14 protein-coding genes are annotated in these 18,417 nt (G+C 48.9%); 13 read left to right on the top strand and 1 reads right to left on the bottom strand.

The features are described from left to right. Positions 1-492 precede the first annotated feature (492 nt). The 6 genes from MKX74_RS03855 (at position 493) to MKX74_RS03880 (ending at position 8,326) form a co-directional block, all read left to right on the top strand. The gene (locus MKX74_RS03855; RefSeq protein ID WP_341177559.1) at positions 493-2,334 is read left to right on the top strand and encodes a sensor histidine kinase; all 1,842 of its coding nucleotides are present in this window, start codon (positions 493-495) and stop codon (positions 2,332-2,334) included. Beyond that, positions 2,312-3,490, top strand: coding sequence for a response regulator (locus tag MKX74_RS03860; protein ID WP_018885320.1), 1,179 nt, complete (start codon positions 2,312-2,314; stop codon positions 3,488-3,490). Before MKX74_RS03855 ends, MKX74_RS03860 begins: the two co-directional genes overlap by 23 nt. A 215-nt stretch (positions 3,491-3,705) precedes the next feature. After that, the gene (locus MKX74_RS03865) at positions 3,706-5,196 is read left to right on the top strand and encodes a DUF5605 domain-containing protein (RefSeq protein ID WP_341177560.1); all 1,491 of its coding nucleotides are present in this window, start codon (positions 3,706-3,708) and stop codon (positions 5,194-5,196) included. A 13-nt stretch (positions 5,197-5,209) separates the two neighbouring features. Further along, complete coding sequence (locus MKX74_RS03870; RefSeq protein ID WP_026281151.1) at positions 5,210-6,499, top strand: ABC transporter substrate-binding protein; 1,290 nt, start codon at positions 5,210-5,212, stop codon at positions 6,497-6,499. A 90-nt stretch (positions 6,500-6,589) separates the two neighbouring features. Then, positions 6,590-7,465, top strand: a complete 876-nt coding sequence (locus MKX74_RS03875; RefSeq protein WP_018885317.1) for a carbohydrate ABC transporter permease — start codon at positions 6,590-6,592, stop codon at positions 7,463-7,465. A 24-nt stretch (positions 7,466-7,489) separates the two neighbouring features. After that, positions 7,490-8,326, top strand: coding sequence for a carbohydrate ABC transporter permease (locus MKX74_RS03880; RefSeq protein ID WP_018885316.1), 837 nt, complete (start codon positions 7,490-7,492; stop codon positions 8,324-8,326). 166 nt (positions 8,327-8,492) lie between these two features. Here MKX74_RS03880 and MKX74_RS03885 read toward each other — a convergent pair whose 3' ends face one another. Continuing rightward, a complete protein-coding gene (locus MKX74_RS03885) occupies positions 8,493-11,189 on the bottom strand; it encodes an endo-1,4-beta-xylanase (protein ID WP_341177561.1) in 2,697 nt (898 codons plus the stop codon). Positions 11,190-11,503: 314 nt separating this feature from the next. On the opposite strand from MKX74_RS03885, the gene MKX74_RS03890 reads away from it, so the two are divergent. The 7 genes from MKX74_RS03890 (at position 11,504) to MKX74_RS03920 (ending at position 18,315) form a co-directional block, all read left to right on the top strand. After that, positions 11,504-12,259: an ABC transporter ATP-binding protein gene (locus MKX74_RS03890; RefSeq protein ID WP_341177562.1), complete on the top strand. Its 756-nt coding sequence runs from the start codon at positions 11,504-11,506 to the stop codon at positions 12,257-12,259. Continuing rightward, positions 12,256-13,020 carry an ABC transporter permease gene (locus tag MKX74_RS03895; protein WP_341177563.1) on the top strand — a complete coding sequence of 255 codons (765 nt, stop codon included), beginning with the start codon at positions 12,256-12,258 and terminating at the stop codon, positions 13,018-13,020. The genes MKX74_RS03890 and MKX74_RS03895 overlap by 4 nt, the downstream gene beginning before the upstream one ends. Positions 13,021-13,242: 222 nt before the next feature. Continuing rightward, entirely contained in the window at positions 13,243-13,857 is a 615-nt protein-coding gene (locus MKX74_RS03900; protein WP_341177564.1) for an RNA polymerase sigma factor, read from the top strand. 124 nt (positions 13,858-13,981) lie between these two features. Then, positions 13,982-14,434 (top strand): hypothetical protein, encoded by a 453-nt coding sequence (locus MKX74_RS03905; protein WP_341177565.1) that lies wholly within the window; start codon positions 13,982-13,984, stop codon positions 14,432-14,434. 60 nt (positions 14,435-14,494) lie between these two features. Continuing rightward, positions 14,495-15,655, top strand: a complete 1,161-nt coding sequence (locus tag MKX74_RS03910; protein ID WP_341177566.1) for an amidase domain-containing protein — start codon at positions 14,495-14,497, stop codon at positions 15,653-15,655. A 115-nt stretch (positions 15,656-15,770) separates the two neighbouring features. Beyond that, a complete protein-coding gene (locus MKX74_RS03915; protein ID WP_341177567.1) occupies positions 15,771-16,472 on the top strand; it encodes a hypothetical protein in 702 nt (233 codons plus the stop codon). A 238-nt stretch (positions 16,473-16,710) separates the two neighbouring features. Then, positions 16,711-18,315: a helix-turn-helix domain-containing protein gene (locus MKX74_RS03920; protein WP_341177568.1), complete on the top strand. Its 1,605-nt coding sequence runs from the start codon at positions 16,711-16,713 to the stop codon at positions 18,313-18,315. Positions 18,316-18,417 lie beyond the last annotated feature (102 nt).

Genomic DNA, 18,417 nt, shown 5'->3' on the forward strand with positions numbered 1-18,417 from the left:
AAATTCATTTACGACGCCATCTTATTATCAATATAAAGTGCTGTAAATAATTGGTCTAGTTGATAAAAGCGCGAATAAAACTAAAATAAACTAAATTATAAATATAAATTTTCATTAAAGATAAGTACGATGTAAACTTCATTTATCCGTTGACAGGGATTTTAATCTAACTGATTTTCCAAAAATAGGTCAATTAATACAAAAATAAGAGGTGTAAGAAGGTGGTCAGCATGAATTCTTGTATGATAAAAGCTTCTGTATAGGTACGATAATAAATGAATATAGTACGTTTTTTAGTGTTGTGAGCTGAAAAATACTAAAAAATATTTCTAAACATTGCAACTCGGCGATAGACAGTATAAACTGCTCTTAACTGTTCGTAGTTTTGCAGGAATGGAGACTTTTTTTACTTAAATGGAATATATAGTAATCTTGCTTGGCAAGTATTACGAAGCGGTGCGTTCAAGATCTTAGACATCAAGAGGTGAGAACATGCAGAAATTGTCCAATATCCGGTTTCAAACCAAACTATTTGTTGTGTTCATACTCCTGAGCAGTATTCCGGCGCTGTTGATCGGGACGATGGCCTACCGTAAATCCTCTATGATGCTGCAGGCCCGGAACGAGCAGGATCTGAATGTGATTCTGGCTCAGTTGAATACATCTATTGAACGCCAGATCAGGGACTTTGACCGGTTTACAATGATTCCGTATTATTTGCCGGACATTTTCAGCTTTTTAAACCAGCCTTATTTGGCCAAGGAGCAGTGGGGAACAGCGGAAATCAAGGCGCAGAGAACGATGGCCCGGCTCATGGGCGCCTATCCTTCCATAAACTCATCGATTAAGGGACTGATGATCTACGGTATGAACGGGACCGTCAACGGCTATCGCTTGAGCGGAAATACGGTCATTAATCTCAAAGAAAAGGTTACAGATCAAGATTGGTATCAACAGACGCTTGCGCAGCGGGGCGGTTTTGTCATTAGCGGGGTGCGGGAGATCGACCAGTTTAAAGAAGGGTCATTCTCTGCCCTGATCGGCTCTCGCCTGCTGATGGACGAGGAATATCAACCGCTGGCTGTGATGGCTATCTTCATCAGTCCCGATTTTATTCCCAAATTTGTGGAGACGCTGGAGCTCCCGACCGTGAAGGTGACCGTCCTGGATCAGAACCGAAATGTTATTTATGCATCCGATCCTGTCCTTGCGTCCAGACAGCTGTCCATCGGTACCAATAGGCAGCGGGGCAGCTGGGAGGCCGCAGGGTCCGGGGATCATGGTCAGGAGGAATACAGCGGCGTTTTTCTTGAAAGCGGTTACTTGGGGTGGAAGGTGTATCTGGGAGTTAATCGTGAAGAGCTGCTGGCTGGCAACCGTTCTATCAGCTATTTTACGTTCCTTGTAGCGGTGGCAGCGGTGATTTGTTCAGCGGCCATTTCCTGGCTGCTTGCGAGAAGGCTGTCGAGGCCAATCAACCGCTTGATTCGCTCTATGCGCGAGGTTGAGCAGGGGAATTTCAAAGCCCCTGCACCTGTAGGGGAGGATAACGAAATGAGGCGGCTGGAAAACAGCTATCACATGATGGTCAGCCGTCTCGACAAGCTGGTGCATTCCATTGAAGAGAAGGAGCGCCAGAAGCGCAATGCCGAACTCTACGCATTGCGGGCACGCATACAGCCGCATTTTCTGTATAATACGCTGAATTCCATCCGCATGCTGGCCATACTGCAGCAATCGTCCCATATTGCCAAATTGCTGCAAGCGCTGGCTAAGCTGCTGCAGGCGAATATGAAGCTGGACAGCGAGCTCGTTACGCTGGATGAGGAGATTCGACTGCTGCAGGATTATGCCGCTTTGATGGATTTAAGATACACCGGCGTTTTTTCGATACAGTGGGATATTCCGCACGAGTGTTTGCACGTGCCCATTCCACCCATGCTGCTACAGCCGCTGCTGGAAAACTCGATCTTTCACGGAGCTAAAGGGCTGGATAGAATCCTGCGCATTTCCATTGCGGCAAGACCGGACGCGGAGAGCGGAGCGCTGTTCATTGAAATTGCAGATGACGGCAGAGGCTTTTCCGGCAAAGAGATTCTGCTACGGGAAGAGGACGGAGATGAGGAAAAAAAAGGGGGCAGCGATGGAGAAGGGAGCTCTGTTCATATCGGTCTGTGCAATGTACACGAACGGATCCTTCTTAGGTTTGGAGAACCCTATGGATTGTTGGTAGAGCGGAGCGGGGATTTGACCCGGGCTATTGTTAAAATACCACTGAAAGCAGCAGGATCAGAGACAGGGGGAGACAGAGATGTGGAATCTGTTGGTCGTTGATGATGAATCCATTGTCAGAATGGGACTGCGTTATATGCTTGATTGGGAAAAATTTGGAATATGCTGGAGGGCCGAGGCCGCCGACGGTGAAGAAGCGCTGCGGATTTTGGAAGAAGAAAGCATTCACTTGGTCATGACCGATATCCGGATGCCCGGTATGGACGGGATTGAACTGGCGCAAAAAATCAGGCACAGACAACCGGAGATCCAAGTTATTTTCTTAAGCAGCTACGATACTTTTTCCTACGTAAGGGAGGCCCTTCGGCTGGGAGCAGCCGATTATCTGCATAAACCTACTATGGATGAAGCTGAAATCGCGGACACGATTCAAAAGGTCATTTCTCGTTTTACATTGACCCCTAATGAGCCGCCGCGGCGCACAGAAGAAGAAAAAAACGAGCTTTTTCTATCGTTGCTGGATCCTTTTACATTTCCGGCGAAGCCATTGCAGCTCCTGCCCGAGCTGGCGGACGAATCCTTCAAGGAGGGTTATGAACTGGCGATTATCCGTAAAAGATGCGATGCGGTTCAGGAAGAGGAAGATGCGGAGCAACTGCGCTTTCTTTCCATTTTGCATCTCGTTGGCAAGCTGACGGTAAAGGACTGGGGAGGTCTGGTATTTCACAGGAACTTCCGTGAAATGATCTGGATTGTTCCTGTCCGTTCCCATACCGGGAATGGTGATATGCAAAGCTATCTGAACGGTTTGCGGCAGAAGGTGCTTGAGCTGTTGAACGTCCCTCTGATCTTTGCTTGTGCATCTTCTGCATGCAGGGATATTTCCGGCTTGCCCGACGCCTATATGTCTGCGCTTTTGCATTTTCCCCGCAATGAACAGAGCGACAGCTTTATTGTGCGCAGGGCTAAAGAATATGTGGACCGGCATCTTCTGGAGGATGTTACCCTGGCCAAGGTCGGTGAATCCATCCATGTTAGTCCGGGCTACTTGAGCAGGATTTTTCTTAAGGAAATTGGTGAGAATTTCAGTGATTACATCATACGCAACAAAATGGAGATCGCTCAAAAAATGCTGCGCGAGACCAGCCGCAAGGTGTATGAGATTGCGTCCGATCTCGGGTACAGCAACCCTCATTATTTCAGCAAGCTGTTCAAGGACCGTATCGGACTCACCCCTCTTGAGTACCGCAATCAATGATCCGGAGCCGGCAAGCATACCGATGCAAGTTAAAAAAACGTATGATTTCGCAAAAATCATCTATTGTCGGGACCGGAAGCATCCGCAGCATCTGCGTACACGTCAAAATCACATATGAAAAAGCCGATTCGCCCGCTACTACCACCAGAAGTTAATCATTAAAATGAATGGTGCAAGAGGTTGAATGACCAGAAGAGAAAGGGGCGAATCAGGTAATGCAGGAATTAGCGAACACGCCGGAAATTGAACGTTGGGGGAGATTTGATCTGCTACTTCCCGGACCGAAGGACGGTAATCCCTTTACGGATGTGGCGATCGGAGCACGCTTCAGCCAGGGACACCGCACCGTTGAGGTGGACGGTTTCTATGACGGGGAAGGCTCTTACCGTGTGCGTTTCATGCCGGATGCTGTAGGAACATGGTCTTATGAGACGGTTAGCAATATGTCTGAATTGAATCTTGTTCAGGGCACGTTCAAATGTGTTGAACCTTCAGCCGGAAATCACGGACCCGTTGGAGTGGATCGCGAGGTACATTTTGCCTATGCCGACAGCACACCCTTCTTTCCCTTCGGAACCACAAGTTATGTATGGAATCACCAAAGCGAAGAGCTACAGGATCTCACCCTTCGCAGTCTGGCTGAAGCGGGCGCTTTTAATAAAATGCGAATGTGCGTTTTTCCGAAGCACTATGATTACAATTTGAACGAACCGGCATTGTACCCGTTTGCAGGGTCTCTGGAAGATGGCTGGGATTTCACAGCCTTCAATTCCGCATATTGGCGGCACCTTGAACGCCGGATTGAGGATCTGCAGCAGCTTGGCATCGAGGTCGACCTCATCCTTTTTCATCCTTATGATCGGTGGGGATTTGCGGAGATGAGCCCCGAGACTGACGATTTTTATCTGCGCTATGCCGTCGCCCGCCTCTCGGCATTTCGCAACATCTGGTGGTCGCTGGCCAACGAGTTCGACCTGATGAAAGCGAAAACGATACGGGATTGGGATCGGTTCTTCAGAATCATTCAGGAGCGAGATGCTTACAGTCACCTCCGGTCCATTCACAACTGGCATCATCCGGGCATCCATTACCGCAGCAACCTGCATTGGTATGATCATGGCAAGCCTTGGGTTACACATGCGAGCATCCAGCACCATGATCTTCATTTTGTAAAGGAATGGCAGGAGACCTACCGGAAGCCCATTGTCGTGGACGAATGCCGCTATGAAGGAAATCTGAATCACGGCTGGGGCAACATCACGGCGGAACGGATGGTGGAATGCTTCTGGGAAGGTATGCTGAACGGCGGTTATGTTACGCACGGGGAGACCTTTCTGCACGAAGACAATATCATCTGGTGGTCGCACGGAGGAACACTGCATGGAGAAAGCCCGTCCAGAATCCAGTTTCTCCGCCGTATTATTGAAGCTGGACCACAGCTCGGGCGCTTGAGCGCCGACTTTCAATGGGATACTGCGGCGGGTGGGGTGGACGGCGAATATTACCTCGTGTATTTTGGGTCAAGCCGTCCGGGATTTCGCATTCTGCCGCTAGCGGAGGGTGTCGCTTGTACCATTGACCTGATCGATACATGGAACATGACGATTACTCCGTTGCCAGGGACATATGAAGGAACATGCCGTGTGGAATTGCCTGGCAAGCCTTACCAAGCACTTCGTATTCAAGCTATCAACGATAAAGCATAGGGGGACATACATGATGAAAAAATGGGTTGCGTTGCTGGCTAGTGTTCTGCTTGTAGTTACAAGTGTGGTGGGATGTTCTTCAAGTTCTTCGGATGCAGCTCAACAAAGCCAAGAGGGCTCATCCTCTGGCAGCCCCAAGGTCAGTATATCTTTGTGGACACTGAATACGGGCTGGTCATGGCTGAAGTCCGCGGTTGAAGATTTTGAAAGCGCTAACCCGGATATTGACGTGGAGCTTACCCAGTATGAGGTGGACCCGTTTAAAGAAACCCTCAAGGTAGCGGCAAGCTCAAAGACACTGCCGGATATGTGGTTTACCTGGGGCGGCACGTTGGGTTCTTTTTACCCGGAAAATGGCATGACGATGGATTTGACTCAGGTGGCGAAGGATAATAAATGGTCCGAAAAATTCAATCAGACCGCTATTGATATGTCTACTTATGACGGGAAAGTTTCCGGTTTTCCGCTGCATTTGAATGTACTGGGCATGTGGTACTCGAAGGAAAGCTATCAAAAGCTAAACTTGAAAGCGCCTGCAACATTTGCCGAATTCGAGTCGCAACTGCAAACGCTAAAGGATAGCGGGATGACCCCTCTGGCTTTCGGCAGCAAGGGCGGATGGCATACGATGCGGCTGACCGAGCAATTGCTCGAACATTTTGGCGGTCCGGAGCTGCATGACAAGCTGAACCGTCTGGAAGCGTCATGGAACGATCCGGCGGTCGTTAAGACATTTGAAAAGATTAAAGAATATACGGACAAGGGCTACTTCCCGATGGGTTATTCCTCATTGGACCCAAGTGAAGCCGAAATGTTGTTTTACCAGCAATCGGCGGCAATTATTAACGAGGGCACCTGGTTTGACGGTACCATTAGTGAAAATGGCTTTGATCCGGCACAATTTGATGTCTTCAAATTTCCGACAGAACAAACGCCGGCACGCGCATCCGTGTTCGCGGAAATGCTGCAGATCAACGGCGCATCCGACGCTGCGAAGCAAGAAGCGGCCATCAAGCTTGGGGAGTATTTAACGAGTGTTGAGACGGTCAATAAATATATCAATGATTACGGTTCTCCGGCCACGCTGGGCTTCACGGTCTCGGAAGAGACACCGCATCTTCAGCCGCTGCTGGACAGCGCTGAGGATGGTGGTTTCCTGATTACTGACCAGGCTCTTCCGCAGGAGGTGGTGCAGAAGCTGTTCGAAGCACAGGATAAAGTGGCTCTAGACGAGTGGACACCACAGCAGGCTGCCGAAAACATGGAGAACGCCGTGTCTGCGTACAAAAGCAAACAGAAATGATGATCAGGATCTTACCGCCTGGATTGAATCGGGCAAGGCGGCAGCAGGAGCTTCCTGCTGCCGCGATTGGTGTAGAAAGGGGAGAATGGCATGACAACAAGAATGCTTAAGCCGTGGCTGTTCCTGCTGCCTGCTTTAATCATTTACTTAACTGTTATCTTTGTGCCGGCGGTATACACCTTTTTTCTCAGTTTTTTCAGTTGGAATGGAGTTGCACCCCATAAGGAGTTTGTAGGCTTAGACAACTATGTCGAACTGTTCACACAGGATACCGTGTTCATGAGAGCGCTGAAAAACAATCTGTTCTGGATGATCGGTTCTCTGACCTTGATTATGGGGGCTGGCCTGGGACTGGCGCTGCTGCTGAACAAGAAGCTGAAGGGGCGGATCTTTTTCCGCGGCGTATTCTACTTTCCATATGTATTGTCGGGGATTGTTGTGGCAACTGGCTGGACCTGGATCTACAATCCGACGCAGGGATTTGTCAATAAAATGCTCGCTTTACTGGGATTAGAGAGCTGGCAACACGCCTGGCTGGCAGAGCCGGATATAGCGCTGTACGCAGTATTTGTAGCGGCCATGTGGCAGGGCATCGGACAGCCTATGGTTCTTTTCCTGGCAGGGCTGCAGAGCATTCCGCAGGATCCGTATGAGGCGGCTTTAATCGACGGAGCAAGACCTTATCAGTCTTTTTTCTATATCACGCTGCCGCTGTTGCGCGAAACATTTGTGATTGTGATAGCCACGACGCTGATTGCTTCCATGAAAGTGTATGACATTATTTACGGCATGACCGGCGGCGGGCCCGCCGAAAGCACCCAGGTGCTCTCGTCATGGATGTACGCCCAGACGTTCAAGTTTGCGAATATCGGAATGGGCTCGGCCATCGCCTTCATTCTTGTATTGATTTCCATGACCATCATCATTCCCTATGTGTACTACACGACGAAGAAATCTTATGTATAATGTGCGGAAAGTGAGTGGTGCAGCATGGAGGAACTGAGAGTCCATCCGGCAGTGACCGTACTACGGTACGTATTCCTGATTGTTTTGGCGGCCATGTTCTTAATCCCGGTCCTGTTCATCGCCTTCACTGCGCTGAAATCGAGAGCGGATCTGATGACCAGCCCCTTCTACGCGCTCCCTGAACAATTTCAGTGGGATAACTTTCTGAAGGCGTGGGACCAGGGCAAAATGAGCATGTATATGAAAAATACGCTTTTCATCTGTCTCGTCAAGGTTCCCTTGGGCATACTGATCGAAGCGCTCGCGGCGTTTGCCCTGACCAGGCTGAATTTTAAATGGAGTAATTCGTTGTTTGCCTTTTTCCTGATCGGCATGATGATCCCGATGCAGGCCACACTTGTACCCTTGAATATATTTCTGAACAAAACGCATCTTGTTAGCACGTATCCCGGGATCTTTCTCGTTTATGTCGGATTCGGGATTCCGTTTGGCATTCTGATTTTGCGCGGCTTCTTCCGCACCATTCCGAAGGAAATCGATGAATCCGCCTTAATCGACGGATGCGGGGATATGGGGAAATTCTTACGGATCATTTTACCGTTGTCCATGCCGGCCATCGCCACGCTTGTCATCTTTGACTTTATGGCGACCTGGAATGAGTTTTTGCTTGCGCAGATTTTCATCACCAAGGATACGATGAAGACGATTACAACCGGGCTGCTTGCCTTTAAGGGTGAGCACTCAACCGACTATACGCTGCTGAACGCGGGGGTGCTGATCTCCATAATTCCTACCTTGTGTGTCTACCTGCTATTCCAGAGATATTTTGTTTCCGGACTGGCAGGATCGGTTAAGGGCTGATTCTCAGTTATGTCCGTTAGTTAATTCACTATAGTGGCAAATAAAATCACAAGTGGCAAATGAAAATCGCAGCAAGCCGGCGCCGATGGAATACCGATGCCAGCTTGCTGCGATTTGTTATGCAATATGAAGCTCTTTTTCCGCGAGCTATGAATGGCAGTGTGGATTAATCAGCAGGGTATCCGGTCAGGGTGAGTACACCGAACACCGATGGGTCCATGTATGCATTACCAGTTGTATCATTCCAAGTTGCCACACTCTGACGGGCTCCGTCCTTGGCGTCATTGATCTGCACGTCAAAACCGAGCTTCGTGCCATTCACCGGCGTGATCGACCGAAGCGGAATCTTGGCCTCCACCGTGTAATTCGTTCCTGATACCTGGGTAGCGGATACGAAGCCATTCGCGATGCTGGTCGGATTGAAGGAAGCCTCATTGTTATAGTTCACACGATATTGCCCATCGTCCTCTTGATAGAAGGTCGTCTTGTCATTTCGCTCATCCAGGAATATTTCAATGGAATCCTGCTCCCAGACATTGGCGCTGCTCTTGTCAAGCTGGGCGTCGCTGACCTGAATGAGCACGTACAGGTAATCCTCATCCCAGAGTGCCTTCGCTACTCCGGTAGCTCCCTGCCATGCGGTCTGGTAGCGGTTGACGGGAATAGATGGTGCTGAGCTCCAGACTGCGTCTGCGGTCCCGTCAATTACAGGTGTGCCGTAGACGACGTTAGCTTGAAGCGCAGGAATGGACTCGGGGGCATGCTCGGCAATGAAGCTATCTGGGTCAATGACCCCGTAGTATGCAGGCTTGGCCTGCAGGTTCTTATCGAATAGCAGCGGATTGGAGGAAGAGCGCCAGCTGGAGCCGTCATCCAGTCCCCAGATCGTGACGCGCTTGATGGCATCGGCATGCTCCTTGAAGAGCTTGAATAGCTGAGCGTAAAGAAACCCTTGGGCATTGGCAAGTCTGTCTGGAAGCTGATAGTCGCTGCCAGCTTGAATATCCAGCTCCGTGATGCTAACCTCCACACCGAGATTAATGAACCGCTCCAGCGATAATCTTACATTCTCCGGGTTCGTGTTGACATTGTAATGACCTTGCATGCCGATTCCGTCAATTAACAGCTTACCCGGATGTGCAAGTGCATAGCGGTCGTTGATCTCTTCAACCATCCCGGCAATGGCTTGGGCCTTATTCTGGTTATCTTCATTGTAGTCATTGTAATACAGCTTGATATCCCACTCTGGATGATCATCCAGCACCTCACGGGCTGCCAGGAAGGCTTGCTCGACATAATCCGGGCCTATCGACTGATACCAGGGGGACTGGCGGAGGGAGGCTTCCCAATTGGTCGGATTCGGAGGATTATCACTCATAGCCTCGTTCACGACATCCCAGGAGATGACCCGATCACCGAAGTGCTCCATGACCGTGCGAATATGGGTCCGCATATTGGTTAGCGCTTCCTCGCGGCCCAATGGAATGGCGTTGTTCTGGGCATCCGGTCTTGTATTCATCCATTCCGGGGATTGCTGATGCCATACCAGCACATGGCCATGCATTTGCATACCCTCGTCCAGTACCTTGTTCACCATAGTATCAGCGGCTGTGAAGGTGAATTGCCCTTTGGTGGGCTGCAAGGCATCTGGCTTCATGGCATTGCCTGCAGTAGCCGTATTATGATGCAGCTTCAGCAATTGCAGACGGACACCACTCAGATCCTCGGCAGTAATAGCGTTGCCAATCAGAAATTCATTCTGGTAGGCTGCCTTGATGGGCGTAAGGTCGTCTTCAATGACAATCGGACCGGAACCTGTCCTGCGGAGGTTAATATCATCCATATAGAAGGAGGCCGTGCTGTTACTCGCGCTCTCGATATATATTGTCAAATACTCACTGCTGACATTGTTATAACGATAGGAGCCTTCGAAGAGCACCCAGCCGTCACTCGTACTGATCGTCTTGGGCGCAAGCGTGATATAGTTGGCGCTGCTGCCTTGACCGATCTGGGAGGAGAGCTGGAGCTGGGCGCTAGTGGGAGATATGAGCTTGACCCAGGCGGATATCGTATATTCGTGTCCCTGGTCCACATAAGGCTCGATCCGCAAGGTAGGGCCATGCCAGGTACTGCTGCGGCCCTCGACCTTCAGCCCGTAGCCGCCGCCAGGAGTATGGTTCGCTTCATTTGTAACCGTCAGTGTCTCAGAGCCGGACCGCCCGGTGAATCCGCTGGCTGTCTGATTTTCAAAGGTAATGGGTGTAAACGGCTGAGCAGGAGGTCGTGGTGGATTCTCGCCCCCGGTGTTGCCCTGCTGTGTGACCAGAATATCTCCAATGTAAAAGGGTACAGAAGCGCCGTTACTGTTGGACTGGACTCGTAGTGTCGCATCCTTGGTGGTGTCCACGGTGAATTCTTTCGTTAGTGTGATGGCTTTGCCAGCTTCATAATTGGCATTAGCCAGCAAAGCATAGCTGCTGACCGTCTGGAGGTAGGCTTGGGCACCAGAGGGCACAGCTACTGTAGGGTCTACATAGACAGATACTGTGACTGTATACGTGCGTCCATTGACCAGCCCCATGTCGCTGAAGCGGAAGTCCGCAGCATCCCAGTTGTTCTGACGGTTGCTCACGTATAAAGCTGCTCCGTCGTCGTTACCGCTGAAGACCTTTCCAGTGACGGGAGTCAGGTGAGCTCCGCCGGACTGTACCGCAATACCTTTTCCTTGTGTGAATGATTCATGGTATACCGTCTCTACAGCAGGAGGGTCTGCCGCCTCAGCAGCGGGGGTCCATAAGCCTGTCGGAAGCAGTACAGCCATGGCCAGAACCAGCGAGAATGCTTGCCTCAGTCTTGATCTCATACGCACACACTCCTCACAATAATTGTAAATAAACCAAATTAAGCGCTTACAATATTTTGCGAAACAGGACACACCTCCCTTCTCAACACCAATTATACGCGCCAATGGGCCATGCCTTTACTTAGGAAAGTATAGAATCTTCTTTGGTATGTATAGAAGGTCCCTGGTATGTATAGAAGGTCCTTTGTATAGATAGAAGAACCTTGATACATACAGAGGATTTCGCTGATATTTTTGAAAAAAGCACCCTTCAATGATCGTGGTATAATAGGTCGGCGAATCATTTCTATTTTCGGGTCAAGGGAGGAAAGGCATTGCACCCTTTATTTGAAATACGTCATCTACGCAAGCGACATTGGAAAAAGGGAGGAGAGGAGGTAGCTGATCGCTATATCGTCTCAGATCTGTCGACTGCGATCACTCAGCCGGATCAAATTGCCCTGGTGGGAGCATCCGGTCAGGGCAAGAGTACACTGCTAAGGATGCTGGCTCTGCTGGAGCCTGCTGATGGAGGAGAGCTATTGCTGAAAGGCCACTCCTGCACTAGTATGCACCCACGGCAGTGGCGCCAGAAAGTGTGTTATGTGGCCCAACAGGCTATTATGCTGCCAGGCAGTGTAGAGGACAATCTCAAGACGGTCAGCCGATTGCACGGAACGACGTACGAAGTTAAGCTTGTGCGTCAGCTGTTGGACCGTTGTGGTCTGGAGGAAATGGACCTTGACAAGCGTGCCGACGATTGCTCTGGAGGAGAGAAGCAGCGTATTTCCTTGATTCGTTCGCTCTTGTTGCGTCCGGAAATCCTGTTATTGGATGAGATTACAGCCTCACTCGACGTAAGCAGCACGCAAAAGATTGAAGAGCTTCTGCAGTATTGGTATACCACGGAAGGTACCTCCTACATATGGGTTACACATGATCTGGAGCAGGCTGGACGAATTAGTAGTACCGCATGGTTTCTGAATCAGGGAATGCTAATGGAGCAGCCTAGCCACGAACTGGTTCATCATCCCCCTGAAGCATTGGCGCGGAAAGTTCTGGAGTTCGCAGACAGCGAGGGCATCTCATGAGTCTACTATCCCTCAGCTTCACGCTGCTGTTCATTGTGGGCACCATGCTAGTCTCTGTGTGGCAGCGGCTTGGCCTGGAGAAGGACATTGCGGTGGGTACATTGCGCTCAGCGATACAACTGCTGGCAGTCGGCTACGTGCTACAGTTTATTTTCCAGACCGACCATCTTGCGTATGTCGTGCTTATTGTCATCTTCATGATCTGCGTTGCCTCCTGGAATGCTGCCAAGCGGGGTAAGGGCTTGCACGGTATCGTCTGGCGGATCGCACTGGCCATAACGGTGAGTGAGGTGCTTATGATGAGTATTCTATTAGGACTTGGTATTATTGACCCGACGCCCCAGTACATCATTCCCATTAGCGGCATGACCATCGGTAGCTCCATGATTGTCTCGGGCCTGTTTATTAACCATCTCAAGAGCCAGATTCAGCAGAGCAAGGGAGAGATTGAGACGTTACTGTCACTAGGGGCAACGGCTCAGCAAGCCCTGCAGGGGGTCCGAAAACGTGCTGTAAAATTCAGCATGATTCCGACAATTGACGGGATGAAGACCGTGGGATTAGTCCAGCTTCCCGGGATGATGACAGGGATGATCATTGCTGGAGCCGATCCAGTGATTGCCGTACGGTATCAGATTCTGATTGTATTCTCCTTCACCTGCGCTGCTGCTGTAACCAGCATTCTCCTCAGCGTATTGATATACAAGCTGTTCTTCACCTCAGATCTGCAGCTGCGACCTATGATAGATGGAAGTAGCTAGGGTGTAGCTATACATTTGAGAAAATAGCAGTGAAAAAGCAGTGATATACCATATGGGGACACCACAGAAGAGCTGTAAGAGATTACGGCTCTTTTGGTATTTTTATAAATATTTACATATGGATTGAAATTAAAACATTTTTCCATTATGGTATAAATAGAAACATAATATTCCATAAAATCCACTGAGAAGAAACCAAATCTTCTAAAATGGAGGGGTAACATGATTGTTCTATCCATTTTTGCTAGAGCTCGTATGGAGGATCAGCTTTTTATGACGGAATTGTATCAGCAATACTATCCTTATATGAGAAAAAAGGCACAATCCTTTGTGAAGGATGTGTATATCGTTGAAGATCTTATCCATGATGGATTTATGAAATTGTTGCCCAAGGCCTCTATTCTGCGTTCACTTGATGTCTCTAGAAGAACATCCTATATCTCACATACGATCAAGAGCGTATGTGTAGACTTCATTCGCAGACATATCCGCGATAAGCAGCGGAATATCGCAGGAGTAGAGAATATGGCTGAGCTGTTGGCTGCCTCTGAAGCCACACCGGAGGAAAGCTGTGTAGACAAGGAAAGCTATGAAGAGCTTGGTAGGGCCCTGGAAGAACTGTCGGCAAGAGATCAGCAATTGCTAGCGTACAAATATCAATTAGAGCTCAAGGATCAAGAGATGGCGCAGCTCATGAATATACCATCTCGCAATATCCAGACCTATTTAACCCGAGCTCGAAGGAGACTGCTATATAAGGTGTGTTGTGAGAGGGAGAGGACGAGTATACAGCACCCTGTAACCTCAGCAAACAAGAGCTCTAGTAATAACGGATGAATATTTTTACATATTTGTTATCCAAGGTGTTGTAAATCGGGGTCTTCTACGTCTTATATTTATGAGAAGTGTAATTCATATTATTGTAATTATTTTAAAATTTTACTATTGGAGGGTGTTAGGAATGAACAAGAAATGTTTGATCTTGTTGAGTGCTGTAACCACACTGTTGCTGGTTCCAACTGCTGGCTTTGCCTCTGAGGCCAGTAGCCCGCTCTCGATGCAGGAACTGAGAAGTACTTCCGGGATCGGCGATATAACGATTCAGAAGGAGTATTTCGATGAGAGCTCTTATCTGGATTATGAAGGAGAGACCGAAACTACCTTTGATTATGAGGTAAGCCATGGAAGCACGATCCGATACTGGCTGTTGGATGAGGACAAGGTAGGAATGACTGTCAAGATCTACGATGCCAGTAACAAGTTAGTAGCTACGGGACAGACTTCTTCCTCGAATAATTGGAGGGTCCTGAGCACCTTTACTCCTGCCAGCAAAGATCAGACCTATCTTGTACGGGTTGTTTCGAACACGGGTGGTGGATATGAGCCTTACGAGCTTTCTGTTCGGGCGTATTAGAGCATGTAGAGCGTCAGTCCCATCTTGCATTCCCTATTCTCAAAGAGGAGGTTCTTCATTGTGAAAAAGCAAATAATAGCACTTGCTGTAGCTTCCACGATGCTGGTGGCTTTTCATCCAGTTGCGTCGGCGCAAGGCGGTAACGAGCTTCTGGACCGTGCAGTGGCCCCGGCAGTAGAACAAACAGAGGTGATCAGTAGCAGCTTGACTTTGGAGCAGCAGGAAAGAATCCTTGCGGATATCAAGGAGCAATTGCAGGCCAAGTATGGAAGCGTGTACAAGCTTGATAATTTCTCTGCAACATTCGAAGCACCCGTCGTGGAGGACCATATGATCTACATAGATCTGAATGTAGACGCTGATATGACCTTGACGAGACATCCGGCCGATAGCCCTTATGTTCAAGGGATGGAAGCAGCCCTTGCCGAAGTAACAGAGGATAGCGAGAGGGAGCTTGCTCAACTTGAAATAGACAATTTCCTGCAAGAGGTGGAGCCTTATTATAATACGCCTTCACCTTCAGCGTTCCTCTATAGAATCCAACTGGATAGCGGCAACGAGCTTAACACGAACAGCCTGTCCTCGATTGACGAAAATAGTTCCTATGAGCTGTTCCATCGTGCGGATATTACGGAGGAGGAGGCGATTCTCACACCTGTCAAGCCAGCAGAGACGCTGGATGAATCCTCTGCTAGCGAGCTAGGAAGACAGTCCATCCAAAGTGCGATTTCAAGTACGAATCAGCTTAGCCAGGTGATGAAGGCGGCCGTCAGCTATGATCGGATTGCAGCAAGGGACTACGCTCTCGACCATGGTCTGGATGAGCCGGAATTCTCCAAAGCGAACAATATGGGAAGCGATTGTGCTAACTTTGTATCCAAGGCCCTGCGGGCTGGCGGATTCCCCGTGGACAAGGCCGGCAAATGGTATCCTAGTCCCAAAGCAGGCTCTTATGCAGGGGAGAACTGGATGCGGACAGGCTACTACAATAATGGCGGCGTAGTTCCGTATATGGTCGATAAGGGGTACTTTTACAAGCAAACCAAGCAAAACAAGGTTAATGCCGGAAGCATTCTATCCAGAACCGATACAAGCCATGTGGCGCTGGTGACCTACGGGGACGGCAGTGTGATCAAGTATACCGAGCATTCCAACGTAAAAGTCAAAAAAACGAATGTTGTCTATGCGGGCGAAAAAGCGGAATTTTACATGCCTAACTAATATATAAGTGGTTAATGTGGGAAAGCATGAAACCCTAGACAAATGTCTCAGGGTTTTGTGCTTTCTGCTCAGCATATCACAGACATCAAAATTGACACCGAAAGAGGAGATTTATGTGAAGCAATCCAAGAGGTATGTCACTGTATTTATGGCCGTATTATGTGCTGGCGCCCTGCTAAGCGGCTGTATGGACGGAGGCAATGACAAGCCACAAGCGAATGAGCCACAGGAGTCAAATGGGCAGCAAGCCTTGAATGTGCAGCAAGCCTTGAATGAGCAGATCACCAACAACGCCACCAGTCTATCGGCTGAGCAGGCCAAGACTATATTTAAGGATATTCAAGATTTGTATTCGTCTATATACAATAGCGATATTAACAAATTGGAGAACTTCACGATTGCATTCAGCAATGAACAGAAGCAGGGTACAGCCACATTCATTGATGCAGACGTAGAGGTGGACATGACTTTGATTAGACATCCAGAGGATAGTCCGCTGATTCAAGGCATGAAGAAGGCTATTGCTGAGATCAAGAATGATGCAGATCAGGCTAGAGCAGAGACAACGATGGAGGGATATTTGAAGGAAATGGAGGCGGAATATAAGCAGACGGCACGAGTTAATGCCCCCATGCAGATTGAGCTGAACACCAGTAATGCGGGTGATTTCGCGTATACTCTGTACTATCTGGTAGAGAACGGTGGGGAGATCACCAAGTATCCTGCCAAGGAGTATTTCGAAGATCATTTTAAGGAAAATGCAGTAGACAAGGAGCAGCAGGGTTATGACCTGATTAAGCAGGAATTAGCGCAATAAGCAAAAGTCATTGATCCCTATAGACTTCCTGAAGTTGCGATCGTATAATTGATATTGATTATCAGTGGGCAACTGTCATTTTGAGCTTATGGTGATGAATTACACATATTGGTCCATAAACACTACCCTAGGGTAGTGTTTTCTTCGGATACGGCGGTTGGCTTCTATACATAGGCTGAGAGATGGTTCGTAAGGGGGCTGCACCGACATGCAGATACCGCTACAAAATAATAACTTTTTGAAAAAAGCCAGGTTGGAGATTGAGGAGATTGATCAGGCGAAGGGAACTCCCGACTGGGCTGATGGACGACCTTTGAAGCACCATCTGTTGCTGTATGTTCGCGGGAAAGCCGAACTAACCGTTCACGGGATGACACGAAGTCTGGAGCGCGAGTCTTTGCATCTATATGTTCCCGATACGGGCGTACACCTCATTGGTTCTGTGAATGCCAAGATCGAGGTGTACTGGATATCGTTCGATATTTATAGATTAATGGAGAGCACAGAAAAGACACAACACTATCATCGAGATCATAGCTTTCCTGTGGAGGGACAGCTTCCCATGGGAGGAAGTCGCTTCAGAAGGCTACTGCATGTGCTGAGTTCAGCCAAGTCTGGTTACGAGAGCCTGAATCCGTATATAGTTCCGCAGCATTTGCATGATTTGCTGGAAGAGCTGCTAAGAGCGGCAGAGTCGCGTGAGTGGAAGGATATGGAGCAGCGGCTCAGGGCAACCGTTGATTACATGCATGAGTATTACCGCGAGGATGTGCGCATCGAGAAGCTTGCAGAGCTGGCACAGCTCCATCCGTCCTATTACTCTCAGGTGTTCAAGCGTTCTTATGGTAAGACGCCAGTGGCTTATTTAACCCAGCTACGAATGAATAAGGCCAAAGAGATGCTGCTGCAGACGGATCATTCCGTTCAAAATATTGCAGCGAAGGTCGGTTACAGAGATGAGTTTTATTTTAGCAGACGATTTAAAGAGACCAGTGGGTACTCTCCCAGTATTTTTCCGCAGAAGAAGCATTTGAATCTAGTCTCGTTATCATCGGCTTACACAGATCATCTGTTTACACTTGGCCTGAAGCCGATGGCTGCCCAGATGCACAGTCATATGCCCCTGGTTACCCAGAGTCTGAACCTGCCGGAGCATGCCTCTGATCCATGGAATATCAGCCGAGAGGATTTTCTAGCTATGAAGCCGGACCTGATCGTGTGTAAGGACAATGTGCTGGACAAAGCGAAGGAGCATATTAACGATATTGCTCCCATCATTGCTATCCCATGGACCAGTGCGGACGTGTACAGCCACTTGATGAGCATTGCGAGTCTTGTAGATCGGGAGCAGCAGGCGAAGATATGGATGGAGCATCATGAAGCCAGAGCAGAGCAGCTTCGCAAAAAAGTGCGCTCAAGGGCAGGCTCTGGCACCGTTGCGATCTGTGTCTGCCGTGAGCATGAGCTTCGAATGTATGGTGCGCGAAATTTCGGTCACGTATTTTATCGCTCTTTACAGATGCAGCCCCCTGTTCGCATTCAGCAGCAGCTTGACAAGCACCCGGCTGGTTCGCATTTCAACTGGATTGCAATGACTGCGGATGACATTAGGCACTATGAGGCTGACTATCTATTCGTCGCAATAGAGACAGAACAAGATAAGCAGCGAGTATTGGAGTGGCAGCACAGCAATCCTTACTGGCGCGGACATCCGGCGGTCAGGCATGGACGAGTCTATTTTCTGAAGTGGGACAAGTGGCTCGTGTATGCTCCATTTGTGATCAAACAACAGCTGGAGGAAGCGTCACAGCTGCTGTGTCAGTCTCCCAGTTCGAGGGAATAAACGAAATGACCCTATTTGTGTGATTTGTGTATATGCTCATCTAAAAATAGTCCAAAGCCGAATCTACAAAATTGTCATGGAATAATAGAGCGTTCCAATTAT

It is taken from the genome of Paenibacillus sp. FSL K6-1230 (assembly GCF_038002385.1).
Taxonomy (GTDB): domain Bacteria; phylum Bacillota; class Bacilli; order Paenibacillales; family Paenibacillaceae; genus Paenibacillus; species Paenibacillus massiliensis.

Bases quoted from the DNA above. Each gene is read 5' to 3' on its own strand.
- MKX74_RS03905 (WP_341177565.1), top strand. From the start codon at position 13,982: ATGAACAAGAAATGTTTGATCTTGTTGAGTGCTGTAACCACACTGTTG.
- MKX74_RS03855 (WP_341177559.1), top strand. From the start codon at position 493: ATGCAGAAATTGTCCAATATCCGGTTTCAAACCAAACTATTTGTTGTG.
- MKX74_RS03895 (WP_341177563.1), top strand. From the start codon at position 12,256: ATGAGTCTACTATCCCTCAGCTTCACGCTGCTGTTCATTGTGGGCACC.
- MKX74_RS03870 (WP_026281151.1), top strand. From the start codon at position 5,210: ATGAAAAAATGGGTTGCGTTGCTGGCTAGTGTTCTGCTTGTAGTTACA.
- MKX74_RS03900 (WP_341177564.1), top strand. From the start codon at position 13,243: ATGATTGTTCTATCCATTTTTGCTAGAGCTCGTATGGAGGATCAGCTT.
- MKX74_RS03885 (WP_341177561.1), bottom strand. From the start codon at position 11,189: ATGAGATCAAGACTGAGGCAAGCATTCTCGCTGGTTCTGGCCATGGCT.
- MKX74_RS03880 (WP_018885316.1), top strand. From the start codon at position 7,490: ATGGAGGAACTGAGAGTCCATCCGGCAGTGACCGTACTACGGTACGTA.
- MKX74_RS03875 (WP_018885317.1), top strand. From the start codon at position 6,590: ATGACAACAAGAATGCTTAAGCCGTGGCTGTTCCTGCTGCCTGCTTTA.
- MKX74_RS03865 (WP_341177560.1), top strand. From the start codon at position 3,706: ATGCAGGAATTAGCGAACACGCCGGAAATTGAACGTTGGGGGAGATTT.
- MKX74_RS03860 (WP_018885320.1), top strand. From the start codon at position 2,312: ATGTGGAATCTGTTGGTCGTTGATGATGAATCCATTGTCAGAATGGGA.